15 protein-coding genes are annotated in these 17,345 nt (G+C 64.3%); 7 read left to right on the top strand and 8 right to left on the bottom strand.

Going from position 1 to position 17,345, the window contains the following annotated elements:
* Nucleotides 1-9 precede the first annotated feature (9 nt).
* Nucleotides 10-996, bottom strand: coding sequence for a GGDEF domain-containing protein (locus QX073_RS15515; RefSeq protein WP_315716957.1), 987 nt, complete (start codon nucleotides 994-996; stop codon nucleotides 10-12).
* Between the two features lie 324 nt (nucleotides 997-1,320).
* Here QX073_RS15515 and leuS point away from each other — a divergent pair, with 324 nt between their 5' ends.
* The 3 genes from leuS to holA are packed head-to-tail and all read left to right on the top strand — an operon-like array spanning nucleotide 1,321 to nucleotide 5,530.
* The gene (gene leuS / locus QX073_RS15510) at nucleotides 1,321-3,945 is read left to right on the top strand and encodes a leucine--tRNA ligase (protein WP_316225986.1); all 2,625 of its coding nucleotides are present in this window, start codon (nucleotides 1,321-1,323) and stop codon (nucleotides 3,943-3,945) included.
* On the top strand, nucleotides 3,932-4,483 hold the full coding sequence (gene lptE / locus QX073_RS15505) for an LPS assembly lipoprotein LptE (RefSeq protein WP_315716807.1): 552 nt from the start codon (nucleotides 3,932-3,934) through the stop codon (nucleotides 4,481-4,483). The genes leuS and lptE overlap by 14 nt, the downstream gene beginning before the upstream one ends.
* An 18-nt stretch (nucleotides 4,484-4,501) precedes the next feature.
* Nucleotides 4,502-5,530, top strand: a complete 1,029-nt coding sequence (holA, locus tag QX073_RS15500; RefSeq protein ID WP_316225985.1) for a DNA polymerase III subunit delta — start codon at nucleotides 4,502-4,504, stop codon at nucleotides 5,528-5,530.
* A 414-nt stretch (nucleotides 5,531-5,944) separates the two neighbouring features.
* Here the strand turns inward: holA and QX073_RS15495 are convergent, their stop codons facing one another.
* The 7 genes from QX073_RS15495 to hemJ all read right to left on the bottom strand — a co-directional run bounded on the left by QX073_RS15495 (nucleotide 5,945) and on the right by hemJ (nucleotide 14,037).
* Nucleotides 5,945-6,838 carry a ParB/RepB/Spo0J family partition protein gene (locus QX073_RS15495; protein WP_315716956.1) on the bottom strand — a complete coding sequence of 298 codons (894 nt, stop codon included), beginning with the start codon at nucleotides 6,836-6,838 and terminating at the stop codon, nucleotides 5,945-5,947.
* Between the two features lie 154 nt (nucleotides 6,839-6,992).
* Nucleotides 6,993-7,844, bottom strand: a complete 852-nt coding sequence (locus QX073_RS15490) for a ParA family protein (protein ID WP_315716805.1) — start codon at nucleotides 7,842-7,844, stop codon at nucleotides 6,993-6,995.
* A 34-nt stretch (nucleotides 7,845-7,878) separates the two neighbouring features.
* Nucleotides 7,879-8,529 (bottom strand): 16S rRNA (guanine(527)-N(7))-methyltransferase RsmG, encoded by a 651-nt coding sequence (rsmG, locus tag QX073_RS15485; RefSeq protein WP_316203528.1) that lies wholly within the window; start codon nucleotides 8,527-8,529, stop codon nucleotides 7,879-7,881.
* 28 nt (nucleotides 8,530-8,557) lie between these two features.
* Entirely contained in the window at nucleotides 8,558-10,435 is a 1,878-nt protein-coding gene (mnmG, locus tag QX073_RS15480; RefSeq protein ID WP_316203414.1) for a tRNA uridine-5-carboxymethylaminomethyl(34) synthesis enzyme MnmG, read from the bottom strand.
* Between the two features lie 157 nt (nucleotides 10,436-10,592).
* Complete coding sequence (gene mnmE, locus QX073_RS15475) at nucleotides 10,593-11,930, bottom strand: tRNA uridine-5-carboxymethylaminomethyl(34) synthesis GTPase MnmE (protein WP_316225984.1); 1,338 nt, start codon at nucleotides 11,928-11,930, stop codon at nucleotides 10,593-10,595.
* Between the two features lie 179 nt (nucleotides 11,931-12,109).
* Entirely contained in the window at nucleotides 12,110-13,375 is a 1,266-nt protein-coding gene (gene rho, locus QX073_RS15470) for a transcription termination factor Rho (protein WP_008965552.1), read from the bottom strand.
* A gap of 239 nt (nucleotides 13,376-13,614) precedes the next feature.
* Entirely contained in the window at nucleotides 13,615-14,037 is a 423-nt protein-coding gene (hemJ, locus tag QX073_RS15465; RefSeq protein WP_316166404.1) for a protoporphyrinogen oxidase HemJ, read from the bottom strand.
* Between the two features lie 414 nt (nucleotides 14,038-14,451).
* On the opposite strand from hemJ, the gene QX073_RS15460 reads away from it, so the two are divergent.
* From QX073_RS15460 to dnaQ, 4 genes are read left to right on the top strand one after another with little or no spacing between them, the layout of a single operon-like run.
* Complete coding sequence (locus QX073_RS15460; RefSeq protein ID WP_315716801.1) at nucleotides 14,452-15,291, top strand: pyruvate, water dikinase regulatory protein; 840 nt, start codon at nucleotides 14,452-14,454, stop codon at nucleotides 15,289-15,291.
* An 11-nt stretch (nucleotides 15,292-15,302) separates the two neighbouring features.
* Nucleotides 15,303-15,911 (top strand): Maf family protein, encoded by a 609-nt coding sequence (locus QX073_RS15455; RefSeq protein WP_315716800.1) that lies wholly within the window; start codon nucleotides 15,303-15,305, stop codon nucleotides 15,909-15,911.
* 38 nt (nucleotides 15,912-15,949) lie between these two features.
* Nucleotides 15,950-16,549: a dephospho-CoA kinase gene (gene coaE / locus QX073_RS15450; protein ID WP_316166407.1), complete on the top strand. Its 600-nt coding sequence runs from the start codon at nucleotides 15,950-15,952 to the stop codon at nucleotides 16,547-16,549.
* Nucleotides 16,550-16,591: 42 nt separating this feature from the next.
* Nucleotides 16,592-17,290, top strand: coding sequence for a DNA polymerase III subunit epsilon (dnaQ, locus tag QX073_RS15445; protein ID WP_315716798.1), 699 nt, complete (start codon nucleotides 16,592-16,594; stop codon nucleotides 17,288-17,290).
* Nucleotides 17,291-17,345: the final 55 nt, after the last annotated feature.

Here is a 17,345-nt window from a genome sequence, read left to right as displayed (position 1 = left end):
GGCCTGCGATCAGCCGACCGCGAGCTTCTGGTCGAGCTCGAGCTCGCTGACCACGCGGTTGCGGCCGAGCTTCTTGGCGAGATACAGCGAGCGGTCGCAACGGTCGATCAGATCAGCCATCGATTCGCCGAACTGGAACTGGCCGACGCCGATCGACACCGTGATCTGCGGCAACACCTCGCCGGTCGAGCGCCGCGTGAACTGACAATCGGCGATGGTGCGCCGGATGCGCTCGGCGATGACGGTGCAACCTTCGAGGTCGGTCTGCGGCAGCACCGCGATCAGTTCCTCGCCGCCGTAGCGTGCGGGAAGATCCTTGTCGCGGACGCGCTCGCGCAATGCCTTGGCGACGAGGCGCAGCACCTGATCGCCGACGCCATGGCCGTAATTGTCGTTGAACTTCTTGAAGTGGTCGACGTCGATCAGGAGAACGCTGAGCGGTTCGTCGCGCTCCATCGCCTCGACCTGCGCATGGCGGAAGAACTCTTCGAGCGCGCGCCGGTTCGGCAATCCGGTCAGCGTGTCCGTGCGTGCGCGCTGCTCCGACTTGTTGAGCGAGTCTCGGATGGTGTCGAGCTCGCGTGACTTCTCGGCAAAGCTCGCTTCGAGTTTCGCCGCACGCGCGGTCGCCTGGGCGAGCTCGCTGACCAGGTTCTCGATCAGGATCTTCGGATCGACGCCCTGCTCGCTGCGTTCGGCGACGCCATCGATCGCCGCCATGTGTGTGCGGTTGTCGGCGATCGCGGCCGTCAGATACTGCTTGGCGGAGTCCATCACGCCATGCAACTGCTGCGAGACTTTGTGGACGACAGCCGCTTCCGTACCCTGCTGGCCGATGTACGTGTCGAACAGCGCCTGGTTGGTGGTCTTGTCGAACTTGCGCTTGTTGCTGACCAGGATGTCGACGGCGCGCTTGAGATCCGACGCCGAGCCCAGTGAGTACTTGAACCACAGATGGAAGTTGTTAGGCGTCGGTGGCACGCGCTGTTGAGCCATGGATTTCATGGCCTTTTCCGCGACCGTCGTCGCGTACTCGAAGTCAAGCTCGTCGAACGTAGCGCCGGACACGATGTGGAGTGATCCCAGATGCGGGCTGATGCCTGGATGTATGCACTCAGTCTCCCATTCAAGTCTTAACCGTGCCTCAATCGAACCTTCGACACTGCCGGCAGAGGGTGCAAAAAAACTCACGATTACCGTCGCTTAGCGGATGCCCAAAATGGTATCATCATCTGTCGCCCCATTGACCGGGCTGCCGCTTTTGTGGCCTAGTCCGCCGTCTTCAAACGACGCGAATCCTCGAAAATTACAAGCGATTCCATGACATCCGAACGCTACAACGCCCGTGAAGCCGAGCCGCGCTGGCAGCGCCAGTGGGACGAAAAGGCGATCTTCGCCACCAGGAACGACGATCCGCGTCCGAAATACTACGTGCTCGAGATGTTTCCCTATCCGTCGGGACGCATCCATATCGGGCATGTCCGTAATTATACGCTGGGCGACGTGCTGGCGCGCTTCATGCGTGCCAAGGGTTTCAACGTGCTGCACCCGATGGGTTGGGATGCGTTCGGCCTGCCGGCGGAGAACGCCGCGATCGAGCGCAAGGTGGCGCCCAAGGCATGGACCTACGACAATATCGCGGCGATGAAGAAGCAGCTGCGCTCGATCGGCCTGTCGCTCGACTGGGCGCGCGAGTTCGCGACCTGCGATCCATCCTACTACAGGCACCAGCAGAAGATGTTCCTCGACTTCATGCAAGCGGGGCTGGTCGAGCGCGAGAAGCGCAAGGTGAACTGGGATCCGGTCGACATGACCGTGCTCGCCAACGAGCAGGTCATCGACGGTCGCGGCTGGCGCTCCGGTGCGGTGGTCGAACAGCGTGAGATGAACCAATGGGTGTTCAAGATCACGAAGTACTCGCAGGAGCTGCTGGACGCGCTCGATGGTCTCGACCGCTGGCCCGACAAGGTGCGGCTGATGCAGCGCAACTGGATCGGCCGCTCCGAAGGCCTGCTGATCCGCTTCGCGCTGGATCCCAAGACGACGCCGGCGGGCGAGACCGAATTGAAGATCTTCACGACGCGGCCGGACACGCTGTTCGGCGCCAAGTTCATGGCGATCTCGGCGGACCATCCGCTGGCGCAAGCCGCGGCCGCCAAGAACCCGGAGCTCGCCGCGTTCATCGCCGAGATCAAGCGGATCGGCACCGCGCAGGAGGCGATCGACACCGCGGAGAAGCAGGGCTTCGACACCGGCATCCGCGCCGTGCATCCGTTCGACCCGAGCTGGACCTTGCCGGTCTATGTCGCGAACTTCGTGCTGATGGAATACGGCACCGGCGCCATCTTCGGCTGCCCGGCGCATGACCAGCGCGACCTCGACTTCGTCAACAAATCCGGTCTCGGCAACACGCCGGTCGTGTGCCCGGAGGGCCAGGACCCGGCGAGCTTCGTCATCACCGACACCGCCTTCGACGGTGACGGCCGCCTGATCAATTCACGCTTCCTCGACGGCATGACGATCGCGCAGGCCAAGGACGAGGTCGCCAGGCGGCTCGAGAGCGAGCAGCGCGGCGGCGCAGCTGTCGGTGAGCGCCAGGTCAATTTCCGCCTGCGCGATTGGGGCATCTCGCGCCAGCGCTATTGGGGCTGCCCGATCCCGGTGATCCACTGCCCGACCTGCGATGTCGTGCCGGTGCCGGCCAAGGACCTGCCCGTGGTGCTGCCGGACGACGTCACCTTCGACAAGCCGGGCAATGCGCTCGACCACCATCCGACCTGGAAGCACGTCACCTGCCCCGCATGCGGGGGCAAGGCGCAGCGTGAGACCGACACCATGGACACCTTCGTGGATTCGTCCTGGTACTTCGCGCGCTTCACCGATCCATGGAACGAGGCCGCGCCGACGACGCCGGCCGTGGCCAACCGGATGATGCCGGTCGACCAGTATATCGGCGGCGTCGAGCACGCGATCCTGCATCTGCTCTACAGCCGGTTCTTCACCCGCGCGATGAAGGCTACCGGCCACGTCGCGATGGACGAGCCGTTCGCCGGCATGTTCACACAGGGCATGGTGGTCCACGAGACCTATCAGAAGGCCGACGGCACCTACGTCAACCCGGCGGAGGTCAAGATCGAGATCGGCGGCAACGGCCGCCGCGCCGTGCTGGCCGCCACCGGCGAGGACATCACGATCGGCCCGATCGAGAAGATGTCGAAGTCGAAGAAGAACACCGTCGACCCCGACGACATCATCGAGAGCTACGGGGCCGACGTCGCGCGCTGGTTCATGCTGTCGGACTCGCCGCCGGACCGCGACGTGATCTGGAGCGACGAGCGGGTGCAGGGCGCGGCGCGCTTCGTCCAGCGACTGTGGCGGCTGGTCAACGAATCGGTCGCGGCAGCGGCCGAGGCCCCCTCCTCCCGCCCGGCCGCGTTCGGCCCCGACGCGCTGGCGCTGCGCAAGGCTGCCCACGGCGCCCTGGACAAGGTGACCGGCGGCATCGAGCGGCTGCACTTCAACGTCTGCCTGGCGCATATCCGCGAGTTCGCCAATGCGCTGGCCGACGTCCTGGCGCGGCCGGCCAAGCCGGCGGCCGACCTGGCCTGGGCGATTCGTGAGGCCGCCGGGATCCTGGTGCAGCTGTTCTCGCCGATGATGCCGCATCTGGCCGAAGAATGCTGGCAGGTGCTGGGCCAGACCGGGCTGATCTCGGAGGCCTCCTGGCCGCAAATCGAACGAGATTTGCTGGTTGAGGACAGCATGACCCTGGTCGTCCAGGTCAACGGCAAGAAGCGCGGAGAAGTCACAGTCGCCAGCAACGCGCAGAATCCGGAAATTGAGGCTGCCGTTTTGGCCCTCGATGCAGTAAAACTGGCGCTGGATGGCAAACCCGTCCGCAAGGTGATCATTGTTCCCAAGAGGATCGTGAATGTCGTCGGCTAGGTTTCGGATCGCTGCTCGGCTTGTTGCCGTGGCCGCTTTGGCCGCGCTGACGGCAGGCTGCTTCCAGCCGATGTATGCAGAGCATACCGACGGCACGCCCGGCCTGCGCGAAAAGCTGATGGGCATCGAGCTGCCGCCGGTCGACAAGCCGAACGCCTCGCCCGAGGCGCGCATCGGCGTCGGCATCCGCAACGCGCTCGCCTTCAAGCTGTACGGCACCGCAACCGGCACGGCGCCGACCCACAAGCTGGTGCTGCGATTGCAGACCAGCCGGTCCTCGCTGATCGTCTCACAGACCACCGGCCTGCCGACCACCGAGAATGTCGGCCTCGACGTGCAGTACAATCTGGTCGAGTTGGCGACCAACAAATCGGTCATGACCGGAACGACCTTCGCGCGCACCTCCTATGACATCCCCGGCTCGTACCAGCGCTTCGCCCGGCAGCGGGCCTTCCGTGACGCCGAGGATCGCGCCTCCGAGGAGGTCGCCGAGAAGATCAAAACGCGGCTCGCGGCCTATTTCACCGCGGGCACCTGACGCACGGCTGACATCGCCGTGGTCGCGCTGCGCGGACGAGACATCGATGCCTTCCTGGCCAAACCGGACGCCACTCGTCCGCTGATCCTGTTGTACGGTCCGGATACCGGCCTGGTTCGCGAGCGTGCCGAGGCCCTCATCGCTTCGGCCGTCGACAACCCCGATGATCCCTTCTCCGTGGTCAGGCTCGACGGTGACGAGCTCTCCGCGGAGCCATCGCGCCTCGTCGACGAAGCCATGACCGTGCCGCTGTTCGGCGGCCGCCGGGCCATCCGGGTGCGCGCCGGCTCGCGCAATTTCGCCAGCGGCGTCGAGACGCTCAGCGAGATGAACGTGCGGGACTGCCGCATCGTGATCGAGGCCGGCGACATCCGCCCCGATTCGCCACTGCGCAAGATTTGCGAGAAGGCCAGAACGGCGGTGGCGATCGGCTGCTACCCGGACACCGAGCGCGATCTCGCCAAGCTGATCGACGACGAATTGCGCTTGGCCTCGCTGCGCATCTCGCCGGAGGCCCGCGCCTATCTGATGGCGCTGCTCGGCGGCGACCGCCAGGCCTCCCGCAACGAGCTGCGCAAGCTGACCCTGTTCGCCCACGGCGAAGGCGAGGTGACGCTCGACCATGTGATGGCCGTGGTCGCCGACGCCTCGGAGATGAAGCTCGATCCGATCGTTGACGGCGCCTTCGGCGGCAAGCCGGAAATGGTCGAGACCGAGTTCGGCAAGGCGATGATCGCGGGCACCTATCCCGGCGTCATCATCTCCGCCGCGCAGCGACATGCCGCATGGCTGCATAAATCGGTGCTCGCCGTCGCTTCCGGCACGCCAGTCTCGTCCATCCTCGAAGGCGGCTTCCCCCGGCTGCACTTCTCGCGCAAGCCGAGCGCCGAGACGGCGCTGCGCAATTTCTCCCCTGCCCGCCTGCTGCCGATCATCGACCAACTGGCGACAGCCGCGCTCGACATGCGCAAGCAGCCGGGATTGGCGGCAGCGATCGCGCAGCGGACGCTGCTGTCGATCGCGGTCGCGGCACGGCGGAAGGGGTGATGGTCAGTGCGCCGGCTCCCTGAATACGGCGTCGAGAACTTCAGCCCGAGTGGACCCGAGATCGCTCTCCAACCTCAGCCGTCATTCCGGGGCGCCCGAAGGGCGAGCCCGGAATCCATCGGGCTACAGGATCTGCTGAGAGATGGATTCCGGGTTCGTGCTTCGCACGCCCCGGAATGACGGAGGAGAGAGTCGTGTGCTCGCTTTTGGCAATCGCGACGAAAAACACAGCCGTAGCTCTTCCAAATTATTAGCTCGTCATGCCCGGGCTTGACCCGGGCATCCATCCGCTTCGTCCAAAAAAATGGATGGCCGGGTCAAGCCCGGCCGTGACGTAGGTGAGAGCGGAGCAACGAACTCATGGAGGCCCGAGGCACAGCCGCGGCGGCGCAATGAGCGCCACGACCTAACAACCTAGCCCTGCTCCAGCCGGCGCATCACCTCGTCGAGCTGCTCGAGGCTGCGGTAGGTGATCTGCACCGTGCCGCCGGGGTCGCGGTGGCTGATCGACACCGAAAGACCGAGCGCATCGCCGACGCGCTTCTCCAGCGCGATGGTGTCGGCGTCCTTCTTCTCCGCCGGCGCGCTGCCGCTGCTGCGCGGCTTCTGCGGCTTGCGTTCCGGCACGCCCTCCTCATGCGCGAGCGCCTCGGTCTGCCGGACGTTCAGCCCTTCCGCGATGATCTTCTTCGCCGCCGACATCGGATCCGGCAGGTTGATCAGCGCTCGCGCATGGCCGGCCGATATCTGCCCGGTCGCGATGAAGCCCTGCACCTCGGCCGGCAGCTTGGTCAGCCGCATCATGTTGGCGACGTGGCTGCGGCTCTTGCCGACGATCTTGGCGATGTCTTCCTGGTTGCGTTTGAACTCGTTGGCGAGCGCGTGATAGCCCTGCGCCTCCTCCATCGGATTGAGATCCTCGCGCTGCACGTTCTCGATGATCGCGAGCTCCAGCGCATCGCTGTCGCTGACATCGACCGGAACGATCGGCACCTCGTGCAGGCCGGCGGCTTGCGAGGCGCGCCAGCGCCGCTCGCCGGCGATAATCTCGTAGCGGTCGTGCTGGCCCTTCACCGGACGCACCACGATCGGCTGGATCACGCCATGCTGCTTGATCGAGGCCGAGAGCTCGGCGAGCTCGCCGTCGGAAAACGTCTTACGCGGATTGCGCGGGTTCGGCTTGAGGAATTCGATCGGCACTTTGCGCTGATTGCGCGGCCGCTCCGGCGGCGCGCCGGCCTCGCGGCCGACGTCACCGATCAGACTTGCGAGACCCCGGCCCAATCGCGATCGCGACTCGTCGGCCATCGCCTTCTCCTTTGGATTCACGTCACGCTCCGCTTGCGTCTGCTGCCGATCGGGTCCCGCCGGCACAATGAACGAGGGAGCGGATTCATTTCGGAATCCGCTGCCGTCCTCGAATGAGATCCGGGCGACGAGGTCCCCCGGAGCAGAGGCAAAGTCAGTTCGTGCGCAGGTCACGCTCGCGCTGAATGACTTCGGTCGCGAGCTTGAGATAGGCCTCGCTGCCGACGCACTTCAAGTCGTAGACCAGCACCGGCTTGCCGTAGGACGGCGCTTCCGAGATGCGCACGTTGCGCGGGATCATCGTGTTGTAGACCTTCGATCCCATGAACTGGCGGACGTCGGCGACCACCTGGTTCGACAGGTTGTTGCGCGAGTCGAACATCGTCAGCACGATGCCGTGGATCGAGAGGTTCGGGTTCAAGGTCGAGCGCACCTGCTCCACGGTCTGCAACAGCTGCGACAGACCTTCGAGCGCGAAGAACTCGCACTGCAGCGGCACCAGGATCGCGTCGGACGCGGCCATCGCATTGACCGTCAGCAGGTTCAGCGACGGCGGACAATCGACCAGCACGTAGGTGTAGTCGTTCTCCGGCGAGACGTTGTTGTTGAGGCCGGCGATCGCATCGCGCAGACGGAAGGCGCGGTTGGCGGTGGAGCCGAGCTCGAGCTCGAGCCCCGACAGGTCCATCGTCGAGGAGGCGATGTGCAGCCGCGGCACGGCCGTCGCAACGACGGCGTCGCGCAGCGAGGCCTCGCCGATCAGCACGTCATAGGTCGAGCAGTTGCGGCTGCCACGGTCGATGCCGAGGCCGGTCGAGGCGTTGCCCTGCGGATCGAGATCGACGATCAGCACCCGCTCGCCGATCGCGGCCAGCGCCGTACCGAGGTTGATCGCGGTCGTGGTCTTGCCGACCCCGCCCTTCTGATTGGCGAGCGCCAGGATGCGCGGATGCCCCTCCGGGTGCGGGGCTCTATCTTCTTGATAAATCTGATCAATTACGGCCATGCGCGATCGCCATTGGTTGTCGTCTTGACGGAATTCAGCTCTGTCGCTCGATGCAATCGATTGCGACGATCCAGCCCTGCCCGCCCGTCCGGCTGGAGTGAAGTTTCGACTCAATTTTCCAATACTTAGTAGATTCGGTCAATTCCGCTTCTACATCTTGACCCTTGAGAAACAGCGCTTTCGCGCCTTTTTTCACCAAGGGCTCCGCAAAGCCGATGAGTTGATGTAGCGGAGCCAGCGCGCGTGCGGTCACGCAATCGACTCGCCCGCCCCACTTCTCCACGATATCCCCGATCTCTGACAAATGCACGATCCCCGGAGCGCCGGTGACGCGAATTGCCTCGCGCAGGAACGCTGCCTTCTTGGCGTTGCGCTCGACCAGATGGACCTGGGCGCCATCCCGCTCGGCCAGGGCGCAGGCGAGGACGACGCCCGGGAAGCCGCCGCCGCTGCCGAGATCAATCCAGATCCTGGCGTCGGGCGCGAGGTCCAGGAGCTGAAGCGAGTCAGCGATGTGGCGGGTCCAGAGATGCGGCAAGGTCGACGGCGCGACCAGATTGGTCTTCGCCTGCCACTCCAGCAGCAGTGCGACGTAGCGATCGAGACGCTGCTCCGTTTCACGTGAAACAGGCGTCAAGGCGAGTGCTGTCGCCTTGTCCGATTCAATCGTCTTGGACGCCGTCATCGGCGATGCCTGTTTCACGTGAAACGCCTCAGCCGGTGGTCTTGCTAAGACGCGCTTCGCGGCGGAGATAGGCCGCAAGGATCCCGAGCGCCGCCGGCGTCATGCCATCGATCCGGCCGGCCTGCCCGATCGTCCACGGCCTGGCCGCCGTCAGCTTCGCTCGCGCCTCATTGGAGAGACCTGGGACGAGCGCATAGTCGACGTCACCGAGCACCAGGCTTTCGTCGCGCCGGAAGGCGTCGACGTCCTGGCTCTGCCGGCGGACATAGACATCATATTTGGCATCGATCTCGAGATGGACGACGATGGCGGGATCAATCGCGCCGAGCTCCGGCCAGATCGCCCTCACCTCGGAGAAACCGATCTCCGGATAGGCCATCAGTTCGAAGGCCGAGCGGCGCTGGCCATCCTTATTGAGCGTGAAGCCATGCTTCGCCGCCTCATTGGGCGTGATCGTCAGCGACCTCGCCATCGCGCGGGCAGTTTCCAACGCGCCCATCTTGCTTCGATGGAAACGCGCACGATCATTGCCGACACAGCCGAGCGCGATGCCCTTGTCGGTCAGCCGCTGGTCGGCATTGTCCGCCCGCAGCGTCAGCCGATACTCGGCGCGCGAGGTGAACATCCGATACGGCTCGGTGATCCCCCGCGTGACGAGGTCGTCGATCATCACCCCCAGATAGCCATCGGCGCGATCGAATACGACCGGCCCGCCGCCGCCCGCGGCCAGCGCGGCATTGAGGCCCGCGACCAGACCTTGAGCTGCGGCCTCCTCATACCCGGTCGTGCCGTTGATCTGGCCAGCGAGGAACAGACCCTTCATCCGCTTGGTCTGCAGGGTCGGCTCGAGCTCACGCGGATCGACGTGGTCGTACTCGATGGCATAGCCCGGCCGGATCATCCGGACCCGTTCGAGACCCGGGATGGTCGGCAGCAGCGCGAGCTGGACCTCCTCCGGCAGCGAGGTCGAGATGCCGTTCGGGTAGACCGTCGTATCGTCGAGCCCTTCGGGCTCCAGGAAGATCTGGTGACCGTCGCGGTCACCGAAGCGGACGATCTTGTCCTCGACCGAGGGACAGTAACGCGGCCCGGTCGACTTGATCTGCCCGGAGTACATCGGCGAGCGATGGACGTTGGCGCGGATCACCTCGTGGGTTGCGGTCGTCGTCCGGGTGATGCCGCATTGGATCTGCGGGGTGGTGATCCTGTCGGTCAGGACGGAGAACGGCTCCGGCGGATCGTCGCCGGGCTGCATCTCGACCGCGCTCCAGTCGATCGTCGATCCATCCAGGCGCGGCGGCGTGCCGGTCTTGAGGCGGCCGAGCCGAAATCCGATGGCTTCGAGAGACTGGGACAGCCCCAGCGCCGGCGCCTCGCCGACCCGGCCGGCCGGCCAGGTCCTCTCACCCAGGTGGATCAGACCACGCAGGAACGTGCCGGTCGTGATGACGACGGCGCCACAGATGAAGGTCCGGCCGTCAGCCAACCGCACCCCTGCCACCCGTCCGCCGGTAGCGATCAGTTCGTCCGCCTCGCCTTCAATGACGGTGAGGTTTGGGGTCTCCCGGATCGCCGACTGCATCGCCGCGGCGTAGAGCTTGCGGTCGGCCTGGGCGCGTGGACCTCGAACGGCCGGTCCTTTCCGGCGATTTAGAACGCGAAACTGGATGCCGCCGGCGTCGGCGACGCGACCCATCAAGCCGTCGAGAGCGTCGACCTCGCGAACCAGATGTCCTTTTCCCAGTCCTCCGATGGCCGGATTGCAGGACATGGCCCCGATCGTCGCGAACTGATGGGTGATCAGCGCGGTTAGGGCGCCCATGCGCGCCGCGCCCGCCGCGGCTTCACAGCCGGCGTGGCCGCCACCGATGACGACGACGTCGTAGGATGTCAGATGCTGGATCATGGGGCTTATCTAACGCCTGCAGACAATGCTCGGAAGACGTTTCACGTGAAACATCCCTGACGGCGTCCGCACATCCTGTTTCACGTGAAACAATTGACGATCGATTAACCAAGCAACGCTTCATTAAGTATATTCGACCCGGTTCGTGGGGCCGCGGCTACTTACCGATGCAGAACTCGCGAAAGATCACGTCGAGCAGGTCTTCGACATCCACTCGTCCCAAAAGACGCCCGAGCGCAAGCGCGGCGATCCGCAGCTCCTCCGCAGCAAGCTCCTCGCCCAGGTCGATCGCCGAGATGCTACGCTGAAGCGCAGCGGCGGTGTCGGCGAGCAGAGTCCGCTGCCGCTGCCGTGTGATCAGGCCGCTCTCAGTTGATCCAAAATAGTCCCGGGCAAAGCCAACCAGCGCATCCAGCAGCTCGACCAGCCCTGCCCCGCTTCGCGCGGAGATTTGAAAGACCGGGTTATCTCCGCTGGACGATGGACGACCCCCCTCCCCACCTCTGCTCAGATCGATCTTGTTACGAACGAGCCAGACGGGAGCCTCGCTTTGGCGCTCAACCTCGGCCTGCTCATCCTCCGACAGCCACAGCACCAGATCCGCCTGCGCCGCTCGGTCCCGCGCGCGCCGAACACCCTCCTGCTCAACCGGATCGTCCGTCTCGCGAATGCCCGCGGTGTCGATCACCGTCACTGGATAGCCGTCGAGATCGAGCTGGACCTCAATGAGATCGCGCGTGGTGCCGGCCTGCGGAGAGACGATCGCGACCTCGCGACGCGCAAGCTGGTTCATCAGGGTCGACTTGCCCGCGTTCGGCGGTCCGGCAATGACGACCGTCAGGCCGTCGCGCAGACGTTCGGCCCGGCCCTGGGCCGACAGCACCGGCTCGATCTCGGTCAACAGCTCGCCGATCCGGGCGAGCGCCGGCGCCATCAGCTCGATTGGCACGTCGCCTTCATCGGCAAAATCGATCCCGGCCTCGATCAGCGCCGCCGCCTCGATGATCTGCTCACGCCAGCTCCGCGCCTTGTCGCCCAACAGACCCTTCAGCTGCCGCAACGCCTGGCGCCGCTGGCGGTCCGTGTCGGCGTGAATGAGGTCGTCGAGACCTTCGGCCTCGGTCAGATCGATCTTGCCATTCTCGAACGCGCGCCGCGTGAACTCGCCCGGCTCAGCAGGGCGCATCTGCGGCATCGTCGACAGCACCGAGAACATTGTCGCCACGACGGCTCGACTGCCGTGCACATGCAGCTCGGCAACATCTTCGCCGGTGGCGCTTGCGGGTCCGGGAAACCACAGCACGACGGCATCGTCGATCGGCTCGCCATTACCATCCCGCAGCAAGGCGCGCGTCGCCATCCTCGGCAGCGGCAGTTTCCCCGCAAGCATCTGAAGGGCGATGCCGGCGTGAGGCCCGGAGAGCCTGACGATCGCAATCGCACTCGGCAGGCGTCCGGAGGACAGCGCGAAGATGGTCTGGTCGTGTGGATGCATGATCCTCAGTTGGGCTCACCGGCAGCGAAAGACAATCGGTTTGCAGCGGCATGCTTTACGCCGGCGAACCATGGCGGGCGGATAAGCATCGAGGTCTTCACGCCGAGCGCAGCGACAAACACGTCAAACAAAAAGGGCGCTCCGGAGAGCGCCCTTTGCAGATTGAAGCAGTGCCTCGATCAGGTGTTCATCGACTCGAAGAACTCGGCATTGCTCTTGGTGCTGCGGAGCTTGTCGAGCAGGAAGTCGATCGCGTCCATGGTGCCCATCGGGTTGAGGATGCGGCGGAGCACGTACATCTTCTTGAGGTTCTGCGGCTCGGTGATGAGCTCTTCCTTGCGGGTGCCGGAGCGGGCGATGTCGATCGCCGGGAAGGTCCGCTTGTCCGCGACCTTGCGGTCGAGGATGAGCTCGGAGTTGCCGGTGCCCTTGAACTCCTCGAAGATGACCTCGTCCATGCGGCTGCCGGTGTCGACCAGCGCGGTCGCGATGATCGTGAGCGAGCCGCCTTCCTCAATGTTGCGGGCAGCGCCGAAGAAGCGCTTGGGACGCTGCAGCGCGTTGGCGTCGACGCCGCCGGTCAGCACCTTGCCGGAGGACGGCACGACGGTGTTGTAGGCGCGGCCGAGACGGGTGATCGAGTCGAGCAGGATGACGACGTCGCGGCCGTGCTCGACCAGGCGCTTGGCCTTCTCGATCACCATCTCCGCGACCTGGACGTGACGGGCTGCCGGCTCGTCGAAGGTGGATGACACGACCTCGCCCTTGACCGAGCGCTGCATGTCCGTGACTTCTTCCGGACGCTCGTCGATCAGCAGCACGATCAGGTAGCACTCCGGATGATTGGCCGTGATCGAGTGCGCGATGTTCTGCATCAGCACCGTCTTGCCGGTGCGCGGCGGCGCCACGATCAGCGCGCGCTGTCCCTTGCCGATCGGCGCGACGATGTCGATGACGCGTGGCGACAGATCCTTGCGGGTCGGATCCTCGAGCTCGAGCCGGAAGCGCTCGTCCGGAAACAGTGGCGTAAGGTTGTCGAAATTGACCTTGTGCTTGGACTTCTCGGGATCCTCGAAGTTCAGTGTGTTGACCTTGAGCAGCGCGAAATAGCGTTCGCCTTCTTTCGGGCTGCGGATATGCCCTTCGATCGTGTCACCGGTGCGCAGGCCGAAGCGTCGGATCTGCGACGGCGAGACATAGATGTCGTCGGGACCGGGCAGGTAGTTCGCATCCGGCGAGCGCAGGAAGCCGAAGCCGTCGGAGAGCACCTCGACGACGCCCTCACCGATGATGTCGGTTTCCTGGATCGCGAGCTGCTTGAGGATGGCGAACATCAGCTCCTGCTTGCGCATCGTGCTGGCGTTCTCGACCCCGTTTTCCTCCGCGAAGGAGACGAGCTCGGCCGGCGTCTTTGACTTGAGGTCCTGTAGTTTGATTTCCCGCATTGGGGTGGTCCTGTGGAAGCGACTTGGGAGGGATGCGAGGTGGCTGTGGGAAGGCGGACGAAATGAGGTCCGCAGGTCTGAGCAAGGTTGGCGCCGATGAGGCACCAGACCTGATGCGGCGGCCGGTCAAGCCGGAACGCAACCACATCCGCCTGCGTGGGGTGGGATATCCATAATATAGAAAATCGCGCCGTCGTCTGCAAGGCATCTGCAGCGGAGCGGTATTCCCTGGGAAGCGGTCAGAACGGCTTGACGATGACGAGAATCACGATGCCGATCATCAGCACCGTTGGTACCTCATTGATATACCGGTAGAATTTCTGGCTTCGGGTGTTCTTGTCGGCGCCGAATTCTCTGACCCAGCGGGTGAACAGTCCATGGACCCCGGACATGATCAGCACCAGCAGAAATTTCGCATGAAACCAACCGCTGGTATACCAGTGGCCGGACCAGGCCAGATAGAGTCCGGCAAGCCACGTCACGGTGATCGCCGGATTGATGATCGCCTTGAGCAGGCGCCGTTCCATGATCTTGAACGTCTCGGACTGCTTCGAGCCGATCTCGGCGTCGCAATGATAGACGAACAGCCGTGGCAGATACAGCATGCCGGCCATCCACGCGATGACAGCGATGACGTGAAGGGCCTTGATCCACTCATACATCGGAAACGCGTGATCCTCTCGGCTGGCGATCAGCTTGCGTGTCGAGACATATCCGCTCGCTCAGTCCCCTCCAAACCAAATAATTTTAGAATCTTAAGGTTTGAGTCTAGGTAGCGGTGGATTGGACTCATGCAATGTCATCCGCAGTCTGCCCGCAGCTTGTTCACATCCCTCAACATGCGAGCTGCGCACGCCGGATCGCCCGAGAGTCTGATGTGATTCAGACGCTTGTCGAAATCCTTCGACAGCTTATCCAGAGACAAATGGGCCTCGTCCCGATATCATCGCGCTGCTGCCTGACGTTGTCCCGGACGGCGACCATGTGCAGAACAATCGGGGTTATACAAAGGGAGCGGTCCGAGGCGGCTTTTTGGCCCCATCCTTCACAGGGATTCACAGATCGTTAAGGATTTGATGCCCACCACCGGCAACTACTTTCACCTCCATCTGGTTTCCGATTCGACGGGCGAAACCCTGATCACGGTCGCGCGTGCGGTCGCCGCGCAATACACCAACGTGACCCCGGTCGAGCACGTGTACCCGCTGGTGCGGAGTCAGAAGCAGCTCGACCGCGTGCTCGACGAGATCGAGGAAGCGCCGGGCATCGTGCTGTTCACCCTGCTCGAGAAGGATCTGGTCAGCCGGCTCGAAGCCAAGTGCCAGCAGATCAACATTCCAAGCCTGTCGATCATCGGTCCGGTGATGCAGCTGTTCGAGGCCTATCTCGGCGCATCGACCGCCGGCCGCGTCGGTGCGCAGCACGTGCTCAATGCCGAATATTTCGCCCGCATCGATGCGCTGAACTACACGATGCTTCACGATGACGGGCAAATGGTCGACGGCCTCGAAGACGCCGAAGTGGTGCTGGTCGGCGTCAGCCGGACGTCGAAGACTCCGACCTCGATCTATCTCGCCAACCGCGGCGTGCGCACAGCCAACGTGCCGCTGGTCCCGGGCATTCCGATCCCGCATCAGCTCGAGACATTGAAGAAGCCGCTGGTGGTCAGCCTGCATGCGACCCCGGAGCGGCTGATCCAGGTGCGGCAGAATCGCCTGCTCAGCATGGGTGCGGAATCCGGCAATGAGAACTATGTCGACAAGCAGTCGGTGACGGACGAGGTCGCCTATGCACGCAAGCTGAGTGCGAAGTTCAACTGGGTCATGCTCGACGTGACGCGGCGCTCGATCGAGGAGACGGCCGCCGCGATCCTGAAACTCTATACCGACCGGCAGCGGCAGCGGCTTCCGGACTAGTGAGCGGATCAATGTCCATCTGGTGCAGTGACGAGCCTCTCATCCTGGCATCGCAGAGCCGCGCGCGGCGGATGCTGCTCGCGAACGCAGGACTCGCGTGCGAGGCGCTTCCCGCCGATATCGACGAACGCGCGGTGCAGGCCGAAGCCGGCCTGGTCGCGCCCTACGAGATTGCGTTGCACCTTGCCAACGCGAAGGCCGCAGCGGTCTCGGCAAACAGGCCCAATTCATATGTGGTGGGCGCGGATCAGACGCTGGCATTGGGTGAGCGCATGTTCAACAAGCCGGCCGGCCGCCAGCATGCCATGCAGCAACTGTTGGCGCTGGGCGGACGCACCCATGCGCTGCACTCGGCCATCGCCGTGGTCCGCAATGGCGAGGTGCTGTTCTCGCACGTCGCCGTCGCCTGGATGACGATGCGTGCCCTCACCGAAACCGAGATCGCAGCCTATCTCGATGCCGCCGGCGAAACCGTCACATCCAGCGTCGGCGCCTACCAGCTGGAAGGGCTCGGCGTGCACCTGTTCGACCGCATCGACGGCGATCACTTCACCATCCTCGGCCTGCCGCTGTTGCCGCTGCTCGCCTATTTTCGCGAAGCGAAGCTGCTCAGGATCTGAGGCCGACCGCAGCAACGCACAAGGGGGATTGACCGCGGATGAGAGTGCTGGGTCTGACCGGCTCGATGGGCATGGGCAAGTCGACGACCGCAAAGCTGTTCGCCGAAGCCGGCGTCCCGGTCTATGACGCCGACGCGACCGTTCATAAGGTCTATGAGGGCGAAGCCGTGCCGGCGATCGAAGCCGAATTTCCCGGGACCACGGTGGACGGCAAGGTGGATCGGGCCAGGCTCTCCGCCAAGGTCGTCGGTGATGCCGACGCGATCCGCAGGCTCGAAGCGATCGTGCACCCGATGCTGCGCTCCTATCATCAGAAGTTTCTCGACGACGCCGAGCAGTCCGGCGTGCCCGTTGCCGTCGTCGATGTCCCCTTGCTGTTCGAGACCGGCGGCGACAAGCGCGTCGATGCCGTGGTGGTGGTGTCGACCGCGCCCGAGATCCAGCGTCAGCGCATTCTGGCGCGCGGCACGATGACGGAAGAAGCGCTCGATGCGCTGCTCGCACGGCAGATGCCGGATGCCGAGAAGCGCAAGCGCGCCGATTTCGTCGTGGATACCTCGCACGGGCTCGATCCGGTGCGGGCACGCATCCGCGACATCCTGGCGGAGGTCGTTAGAATGCCACAGCGCCGGGGCTGATTCGCGAACGCCGGCCGCGCGGAATTCGACGGATCAAATCAGATGCGTGAGATCGTTCTCGACACCGAAACCACCGGCCTCGACGCCTTGCGCGGCGACCGCCTGGTCGAGATCGGCTGCGTCGAGATCATCAACCGCATGCCCACCGGCCAAGTCTACCACCGCTACATCAATCCCGAACGTGACATGCCGGCGGAGGCGTTCGCGGTTCACGGACTGTCGAGCGAGTTCCTCGCGGACAAGCCGCTGTTTCACGAGATCGTGGAGGAGTTCCTGGAATTCATCGGCGATGCCCCGCTGGTGATCCACAACGCCTCGTTCGACATCGGCTTCATCAATGCCGAGCTCGACCGGGTCAAGCGCGCGGCCATTCCGAGGGACCGTCTGGTCGACACGCTGCTGCTGGCACGTCGCAAGCATCCCGGCGTGTCGAACCGCCTCGACGACCTGTGCTCACGCTATGCGATCGACAACTCACGCCGCACCAAGCACGGCGCGTTGCTCGACGCCGAGCTGCTGGCGGAGGTCTATGTCGATCTGGTCGGGGCGCGGCAGTCGCAGCTGATCCTGACCCAGGACAGCCAGGAGATCCGCATCGGATCTGCCGGCGAGACGCCGCGCCGTCAGCGCGAGCAGCCGCTGTTGCCGCGGGTCACGGATGCGGAGCGAGAGGCGCATCGCGCCTTCATCGCCACGCTCGGCGACAAGCCGATCTGGACGGAGTTTCTCGCCGGCACGTGATCCGCCTGATCGGCAGCGGATCACGCCCGGCAAACATCAATCGTAAGCAGAACCG

The organism is Bradyrhizobium sp. SZCCHNS3052 (genome assembly GCF_032484495.1).
Classification (GTDB): domain Bacteria; phylum Pseudomonadota; class Alphaproteobacteria; order Rhizobiales; family Xanthobacteraceae; genus Bradyrhizobium.
This window is presented reverse-complemented; position numbering and strand designations above follow the sequence as displayed.